The sequence below is a fragment of the Verminephrobacter aporrectodeae subsp. tuberculatae At4 genome, assembly GCF_000193225.1.
GTDB classification, from domain to species: Bacteria; Pseudomonadota; Gammaproteobacteria; order Burkholderiales; family Burkholderiaceae_C; genus Acidovorax; species Acidovorax aporrectodeae.
Genome location: NZ_AFAL01000970.1, coordinates 1 through 7,122, shown reverse-complemented (window position 1 = coordinate 7,122; position 7,122 = coordinate 1). Strand labels below are relative to the sequence as shown.

General features: G+C 65.7%; 5 protein-coding genes. 4 read left to right on the top strand and 1 reads right to left on the bottom strand.

Annotated elements, in window-relative coordinates; genetic code table 11:
* Positions 1-161: IS4/Tn5 family transposase DNA-binding protein (locus VTU_RS32185; protein WP_010110022.1), on the bottom strand; the 161-nt coding region annotated here is incomplete at its 3' end.
* 124 nt (positions 162-285) lie between these two features.
* Here VTU_RS32185 and VTU_RS0123610 point away from each other — a divergent pair.
* From VTU_RS0123610 to VTU_RS0123595, 4 genes are all read left to right on the top strand, one after another.
* Entirely contained in the window at positions 286-1,176 is an 891-nt protein-coding gene (locus VTU_RS0123610) for a DMT family transporter (RefSeq protein ID WP_029554699.1), read from the top strand.
* Between the two features lie 202 nt (positions 1,177-1,378).
* Positions 1,379-4,843, top strand: coding sequence for a transcription-repair coupling factor (mfd, locus tag VTU_RS0123605; RefSeq protein WP_010110018.1), 3,465 nt, complete (start codon positions 1,379-1,381; stop codon positions 4,841-4,843).
* Positions 4,844-4,924: 81 nt separating this feature from the next.
* The gene (locus VTU_RS0123600) at positions 4,925-5,908 is read left to right on the top strand and encodes a Bug family tripartite tricarboxylate transporter substrate binding protein (protein WP_010110015.1); all 984 of its coding nucleotides are present in this window, start codon (positions 4,925-4,927) and stop codon (positions 5,906-5,908) included.
* Positions 5,909-5,994: 86 nt separating this feature from the next.
* Positions 5,995-7,122 (top strand): AMP-binding protein (locus VTU_RS0123595; protein ID WP_010110013.1); only part of this gene is annotated, 1,128 nt, incomplete at its 3' end.

The following is a 7,122-nucleotide window of genomic DNA, read 5'->3' as shown; positions in this document are numbered from 1 at the left end:
CCAAAGAAGCGGTAGGCTCCGATGGTGTCGGCCCAATCGCCGCAGGCTTGGGGGATACTGGCCGTGGGCTTGCTCAAGCTCTCGATCAGGTGGATCGCACGCTGTTTGCGTCTGGGGTCCCCCAGGTTCATGCTCTTGAATTCCGTGGCTACCCAGTTCATTGTGTGCTTTCGCTATGAAATAGGTAGCATAGCTTATGCTCGGGGGCTTGTGTATAAAGAGATGCGCTGAGCCATAGTCAGCCCATCAAGAAAAGCAACTTGCCAAAAGTGAAAGGGGAAATTGATGGAGTATGAAAAAAGGAAGGAATGGCGCGGAACCATTGAAATGGCCGTTGCCATGTTGGTTTCCGGAAGTATTGGATTGTTTGTCGTCAAGTCAGGGCAAGCTCCGGAAAATGTGGTTTTTTTCAGATGTGCCATTGCATGTGTTTGTGTCCTTCCAATATGCCTGTTTCATGGACGGAAATGCAGGGAGAGCATGACGTCCAGAAAACTCGCGTGGATGGTCGTTTCGGGCCTGTTCGTGGTTTTTAATTGGATATTTTTGTTCAATGCTTTTTCGATGCTGTCAATATCGTTGGCGACCATTGTATATCACGTCAATCCGTTCATCATTCTTCTTGCCGGTGCATTTGTTTTCAGAGAGAAAATTGCGCTTTCGGATGGAGTCTGGACGGTGTTGGCCTTCATCGGATTGCTGACCATCGTTGGGTTCGGTGATGCAAGGCTGGCGCTGCAGGAGTTTGCCGGTATCGGATTGGTTCTGTTGGCAACCAGCTTGTATTCCGGCTCGGTGTTGATTGCAAAGAAGTTATCCGGAATTCCCCCGCTGTTCATCGTTTTCGTTCAAACCCTGGCGGGTGCGCTGGCAACGTTTCCGATAACCAGCATCACCACGATGCATCCGGACGTTCAGCAGTGGCAGTTCATCGTTGCGCTGGGTGTCGTGCATACGGCATTCCTGTACTGGTTGATATATTCGGCAATTTCCAAAATCGGACTTGGCACGGTGGCCATCCTGACTTTTCTGTATCCGGTATCGACGGTTGTCATCGACTATCTCTTTTTTGATCACGTCATATCCATCGGCGAATCAATCGGTGCCATGCTGATCTTGGTGTCGGCTGTGGGCGTGAAGCTGCATTGGAGAATGCCCTGGAGCCCTTGGAGATGAAATGGCGATAAATTGGCCAAACGATGCAGGCAAGCCGGGCAGTGCGGGCGCCATCGGGTGAGCACGGCACAAGATGCCCTCTTCATCGACCAAAAGGGATGCCGGCAGCCCGGCCCCGGAATTTAGAATAGCCCGCAGCTTGCCCCATCCGCCCGTGCGCGCTTCGCGCAGGGGGTCTGGCGAGTCCGACGCCCGTGTCTGCATGGAACTGCCCAAACTCTCCCCCGGAAAACGATGCATCCTGGCCCGCCCTCCGGGCAGCGCCGATTCCCTGCTGCTGGCGCAGCTGGCCGAGCGCGAGCGGGCGGCGCAGCGCAGCGTGGCCATTGTTGCGGCCGACGCCAGCGACGCGCAGCGCCTGATCGACGAGATCGCGTTCTTTGCGCCCGGTTTGCGCTGCGCGCTGTTCCCCGACTGGGAGACGCTGCCCTACGACAATTTCTCGCCGCACCAGGACCTGATCAGCGAGCGGCTGGCGACGCTGTGGCGCATCCGGCAGGGCGCGGCCGACGTGGTGCTGGTGCCGGCGACCACGGCGCTGTACCGGCTCGCGCCGCCGGCGTTTCTGGCGGGCTATACCTTTCACTTTGCGCTCCGCCAGAGGCTCGATGCGGAGAAATTCAAGGCCCAGCTCACGCTCGCCGGCTATAGCCATGTGTCGCAGGTGGTCAGCCCGGGCGAGTACGCGGTGCGCGGCGGCTTGATCGACCTGTTTCCGATGGGCGCGTCCGAGCCCTACCGGGTGGATTTGTTCGACGACGAGATCGACTCGATCCGCAGCTTTGACCCCGACAGCCAGCGCAGCCTGCACCCGGTGTCCGAACTGCGTTTGCTGCCCGGGCGCGAGTTTCCGATGGACGAGGCGGCGCGCGCCAAGTTCCGCAGCCGGTGGCGCGAACTGCTCGAGGGGGACCCGACGAAGAGCCGCATCTACAAGGACATGGGCAACGGCGTGGCCACGGCGGGAATCGAGTATTACCTGCCGCTGTTCTTTGACGACACCGCGACCATGTTCGACTACCTGGGCAGCAGCGCCACCGTGGTGCTGCATGGCGAGCTGGAGCCGGTCTTCCAGCGTTTCTGGCAGGACACCCGGGAGCGCTTCCGGCTGATCCAGGCCGACCCCGAGCGCCCCGTGCTGCCGCCCGAGGCGCTGTTCCTGTCCGCCGAGCAGTTCCACACCCGGGCCAACTTGCAGGCGCAGCTGCTGATGCGCGCCGCGGAGCAGGAGAACCCGGACGTGCGCACGCTCGGCGATCTGTCGGTGCTGCGCGGCGCCGAAGACCCGCTGGCCCGCCTGCAGGCGCATGTGCGCAGCACAGCGCAGCGGGTGCTGCTGCTGGCCGAAAGTGACGGCCGGCGCGAGAGCCTGCTCGATTTTCTGCGCGCCAGCGGCCTGAACCCGCCGGTGTTCGATTCGCTGGCCGCGTTCCAGGGCGCCCCCGCCGAGAAGCTCGGAATGGCCACGGCGGCGCTGAGCGCGGGCTTTGGCTGGGTCGCGGGCGGAATCGACTTCGTCACCGAAACCGAGCTGTTTTCCGCAGGCCCGACCACGCGCCGGCGCAAGAAGCAGGAGCAGGTCAGCGACGTCGAGGCGCTGATCAAGGATTTGTCGGAGCTGAGCCTGGGCGACCCGGTGGTGCACAGCGCGCACGGCATTGGCCGCTACCGGGGGCTGGTGCACATGGATCTGGGCCAGCCCGACGCCGACGGCGTCCCCGCGCTGCAGGAGTTCCTGCAACTGGAATACGCCGACCAAGCCGTGCTGTACGTGCCGGTGAGCCAGTTGCAGCTGATCAGCCGCTACACCGGCGTGAGCGCCGACGAGGCCCCGCTGCACAGGCTGGGCAGCGGCCAGTGGGAGAAGGCCCGGCGCAAGGCCGCCGAGCAGGTGCGCGACAGCGCCGCCGAGCTGCTCAACATTTACGCGCGCCGTGCTGCGCGCGAGGGCCATGCGTTCCGCTTTGCGGCGCAGGACTACGAGGCCTTTGCGAACGAATTCGGCTTTGAGGAAACGGCCGACCAGCATGCCGCGATCCAGGCCGTGATCCAGGACATGCTCTCGCCCCGCCCGATGGACCGTCTGGTCTGCGGCGACGTGGGCTTTGGCAAGACCGAGGTGGCGCTGCGCGCGGCCTTCGTCGCGGTCACGGGCGGCAAGCAGGTGGCGTTTCTCGCGCCCACCACCTTGCTCGCCGAGCAGCATTACCAGACCTTGGTCGATCGCTTCGGAAAATGGCCGGTCAAGGTGGCCGAGGTCTCGCGCTTTCGATCGGGCAAGGAGATCACGGCCACCCTGGCGGGCATTCGCGACGGCATGGTGGACATCGTCGTCGGCACGCACAAGCTGTTGTCCGAGTCCACCCGGTTCCACAACCTGGGCCTGCTCATCGTCGACGAAGAGCACCGCTTCGGCGTGCGCCACAAGGAGCAGATGAAGCAGCTGCGCGCCGAGGTCGACGTGCTCACCCTCACCGCCACGCCGATCCCGCGCACGCTGGGAATGGCGCTGGAGGGCCTGCGCGACCTGAGCGTGATCGCCACCGCACCGCAGCGGCGCCTGGCGATCAAGACCTTTGTACGCAACGAGGGCACGGGCGTGATCCGCGAGGCGGTGCTGCGCGAGCTCAAGCGCGGCGGGCAGGTGTACTTTCTGCACAACGAGGTCGAGACCATAGACAACCGGCGCCAAAAGCTCGAAGAGATCCTCCCCGAGGCGCGCATTGCCGTGGCCCACGGCCAGATGCCCGAGCGCGCGCTCGAGCGCGTGATGCGCGACTTCGTGGCCCAGCGGCACAACCTGCTGCTGTGCTCGACCATCATCGAGACCGGAATCGACGTGCCCACGGCGAACACCATCATCATGAGCCGCGCCGACAAGTTCGGCCTGGCGCAGTTGCACCAGCTGCGCGGGCGCGTGGGCCGCAGCCACCACCAAGCCTACGCCTACCTGATGGTGCCGGACATCGAGGGCCTGACCAAACAGGCGGCGCAGCGGCTCGATGCGATCCAGCAGATGGAGGAACTGGGCAGCGGTTTCTACCTGGCGATGCACGACCTGGAGATCCGCGGCGCGGGCGAGGTGCTCGGCGAAAGCCAGAGCGGCAACATGCTCGAAGTGGGCTTTCAGCTGTACAACGAGATGCTCTCCGAAGCCGTCAGGGCGCTCAGGGCCGGCAAGGAGCCGGACCTGCTCGGCCCGCTGAGCGCGACCACGGACATCAACCTGCACGCCCCCGCGCTGCTGCCCAGCGACTACTGCGGCGACGTGCAACTGCGCCTGTCCTTCTACAAGAAGCTGGCCACGGCGAAGGCGCCCGAGCAGATCGACGGCCTGCTCGAAGAGCTCGTCGATCGCTTCGGCAAGCTGCCGCCGCAGGCGCAGACGCTGATCGATGTACACCGCCTGCGCGTGCTCAGCCAGCCCTACGGTGTGCTGAAGGTGGACGCGGCGCCCGGCGTGATCCACATCAGCTTCTGCCCCCAGCCCCCGGTGGATCCGCTGCGCATCGTCGAGCTGATCCGGAAGAACCGGCACATCAAGCTGGTGGGCAACGAGAAGCTGCGCATAGAACGCGAATCGAAGGAACCCCGGGAGCGCGCCCAGCTCGTGCGCGACATTTTGCGCAGCCTGGGCCGGCCGATGGCGCAGCCGGCTGCGGCGTGACGGGGCCGCGGCCGGCCTTGGACTGCCATGCCAGGCGCGCCCCGTGCAGCATTTTTTGCAACGACGACAGGGAGCGAATGTATGAACGATCTGCGCATCCGGCGCCGGGACATGCTGCTCGGCGCCGCGGGCCTGGCCAGCGGCAGCGGTTGGGCGCAGCCCACTTCCACCTGGCCCACCAGGGCGGTCACCCTGGTCGTGCCTTTCCCCGCAGGGGGCGGAGCCGACGCCTTTGCCCGGCCGCTGGCTGCGCAGTTCTCCCGGGCCCAGGGCAGGACGCTGGTGACCAGCAACCGGGGCGGCACGGACGGCACGCTCGGAGCCAGCTACGCAGCCAAGGCCGCGCCCGACGGCTACACGCTGTTCATGGGCGGGGCGCAGCACGCCATCGCCCCGACGATGTACCCCCGGCTCGACTACGACTTGGAAAAGGATTTCATCCCGCTATGCCTTCTGGTCAGCATGCCCCAGGTGCTGGTGGTGAACCCCGTGACGGTGCCGGTCAGCGACTTCGGGCAGTTCCTGGAGCAGGTGCGCAGCAAGCCCGGAAAGCTCCAGTACGGCACGGCCGGAAGGCGCAGCTTGCAGCATCTGGCGGGCGAGCTGTTCCAGCAGCAGACGGGAGTCTCGATCGAGCATGCTCCCTACGGAGCGGACTGGGTATGGAAGGTCCTCGCCGCCGGCAACGTGGACATGATGTTCGACGGCCTGGGTCCGTCCGCCGCGCATATCCGGGACGGGCGCGTCAAGGCGCTCATGGTCTCCGGTTCCCGGCGCAACGCGGCCCTTGCGGACGTTCCTTGCGCAGCCGAAGTGGGTCTGCCCGACTACGACGTGAGCACTTGGTACGGCCTGTGGGCGCCAAAGGGAACGCCCCCCGACGTGCAGGCGTGCATCATCGAGGAGATGCGGCGCCTGGGCGCGGACGAGGAGGTCCGGGCCATCTGGGCGCGCAACGGCGCCGAGTACGGGAGCCTGGATGCGCAGCAGCTTGCCGGCCTGGTGCGCAACGAACTCCGGCGCTGGGCGGCCGTGGTCAGGGTAGCGGGTGCAAGGCTGCGCTGATGCACCCCTTGCCGAATCCATCCCCCTCAAGGGCGCGCCACCAGCAGCATGGAAAACGAAAATAGTGAGACCCCCGGGAAACCGCCATGAAACAAGAAAATCTTTTCAGCGCGCTGCGCGCCGCATTCCCCGCCGACCTGGACGCTTGCGCCGTGGAAGCCACGGCGCCCGACGGGTGCCCGCTGCGCTACACATGGCGCGACCTGGAGCAGACCAGCGCGCGCATCGCGAACCTGCTGGCGGCGCTGAACCTGCCCCCGGGAAGCCGCGTCGTGGTGCAGGTGGAGAAGTCGGTCGAGGCGATGCTGCTCTACCTCGCCACGCTGCGCGCGGGCCATGTGTTCGTTCCGCTGAACACGGCCTACCAGAGCGCCGAGATCGCTGACTTCATCGGCGACGCCGATCCCGCCGTGGTGGTGTGCAGCCCGGGCAACTTCGGCTGGGTGAGCACGATCGCCTTCATCCGGGGCGTGCGGCATGTCTTCACGCTCGGCGCGGACCACAAGGGCAGCCTGCTCGAGCGTGCGGCGCACCACGGCGACGCGCACCCGCCGGCGGTCCGGCGCGCGCACGACCTGGCCGCGATCCTCTACACCAGTGGCACCACGGGCCGCAGCAAGGGCGCGATGCTCACGCACGGCAACCTGCTGTCGAACGCGCAGGTGCTCAGGGACTACTGGGATTGGCAGGCCGGCGACGTGCTCCTCCACGCGCTGCCCACCTTCCACGTGCATGGCCTGTTCGTGGCCATCCACGGCGCGCTGATGAACGCCAGCAAAATGATCTGGCTGGCGTCGTTCGAGCCCCGGGCCGCGCTCGCCGCGATGCCGCGCGCCACCGTCTTCATGGGCGTTCCCACGCTCTACGTGCGCCTGCTGGCCGAGCCGGGGCTGGACCGGCAGGCCGTGCGGAACATGCGTCTGTTCATCTCCGGGTCGGCCCCGCTGCTGCTCGAAACCTTCAACGCCTGGCAGCAGCGCACGGGCCACACCATCCTGGAGCGCTACGGCATGAGCGAGACCCTCATGCTCAGTTCCAACCCCTGCGGCGTGGACGCGCGCCACGCTGGTCAGAGCGAGCGGCGCGGCGCGACCGTGGGCTTTCCCCTGCCCGGGGTGGGCTTGCGCGTGGCCGACGCCGCAGACAAGCCCCTGCCCGTGGGCGCGACCGGTGGCATACAGGTCAGGGGCCCGAACGTGTTCCCGGGCTACTGG